The following is a 1241-nucleotide window of genomic DNA, read 5'->3' as shown; positions in this document are numbered from 1 at the left end:
AGGAGCCGTGCCACCTGCACGGCGACCTGCCGGCGCACGCTGCCACCGTCGGGTTCGAGGACCGCGACCGCGAACCCGATCCGTCCGTTGTTGGCGATCACCGGCAGGCTCGTCGCGGCGAACGCCGTCTCGAGCTCAGCGAGCGAGGCCACCACGGTGTTCGACGCACCGAGCAGGACCGCGTCGACCTCGGCCGCCACCAACGTCGCGACCGCTTCCCCGATCCCGCCGGGATCGGAGAAGAACGCCTCGACCACCTCGGTCCCCCGCTCCCCGGCCGCCACGCGGAGGCGGCGGCGGGGTCCGATCACCGCCGGGTCATCGGCGGGGATGAGGTGGCCGATCCGGTCGAGGTCGCCACCGGTGACCTGCGCGGCGAGCTCGAGGGTGCGGTCAGCGGGTGTAGCGAACGTGACGCCCGTGATGTTCCCCTCCGGAGCATCGCGATCGGCCACGAGGCCGGACGCGACGGGGTCGTTCACGACGCTCACGGTGGGCACATCGGGGTACCGCTCGGTCGCCAGCTGCGCGTACGGCGTCGAGTAGGCCACGATCACGGCCGGTTCACGATCGAGTTCGTCGAACGCCGCCGTGACCGCAGCCTCGTCGGGGTAGGTCGCCCTCGGTCCGGCCGGCTCCAGGATCAGATCGCGACCGGGGACCAGCCGTTGCGCCCGGAGCTCGTCGACGAACGGATCGTCGGCGGGGTCGGGGACCGACCGGAGGACGAGCACCAGCGGGGGCTGCGCGGCTGCAGGGTCCGGTCCGATCGGTGCGCAGCCGAAGAGAGCGGCCAGCGCGACCACCGCCGCCACCCCCCGAGCCCCGATATCGCGCACCGTCCGCCCCTCGACGGACAGGACTCTAGTCAGTGGGCTCGACCTTCTCCTCAGGGACCTCGAACTCCTACTCGGAGACCTCGACCCCCTACTCGGAGACCTCGACCCCGCCCCAGAACGCCAGGTGGCCGCGGATGTGGGCGGCCTTCTCCTTCGGATCGAGGTAGGTCCAGGCCGCCGCCGAGTTGACCTTGCCGTCGACCACGACGTCGTCGTAGGTCGCCGTCCCCTTCCAGGGGCACACCGACGTCCGTTCCGATCCCCGCAGCAGGGTCTGGTCGACGCTCTCCGGCGGGAAGTAGTGGTTGCCCTCGACCCTGACCGTCGACGACGACTCGGCGATCACGGCCCCGTTCCACGACGCTCGCACCACCGGCCCCCTCCCTCGGTGGAGAAGGTACG

General features: G+C 71.6%; 2 protein-coding genes. Both read right to left on the bottom strand.

Going from position 1 to position 1241, the window contains the following annotated elements:
* Positions 1-839: ABC transporter substrate binding protein (locus tag WEB03_RS02075; RefSeq protein WP_368069315.1), on the bottom strand; the 839-nt coding region annotated here is incomplete at its 3' end.
* Between the two features lie 88 nt (positions 840-927).
* Positions 928-1241 (bottom strand): DUF427 domain-containing protein (locus tag WEB03_RS02070; RefSeq protein WP_368069314.1); only part of this gene is annotated, 314 nt, incomplete at its 5' end.

It is taken from the genome of Nitriliruptor sp. (assembly GCF_040882075.1).
Classification (GTDB): domain Bacteria; phylum Actinomycetota; class Nitriliruptoria; order Nitriliruptorales; family Nitriliruptoraceae; genus Nitriliruptor.
Note: the sequence above shows the minus strand (reverse complement) of the source record. Positions and strands in the feature narration are given on the sequence as shown.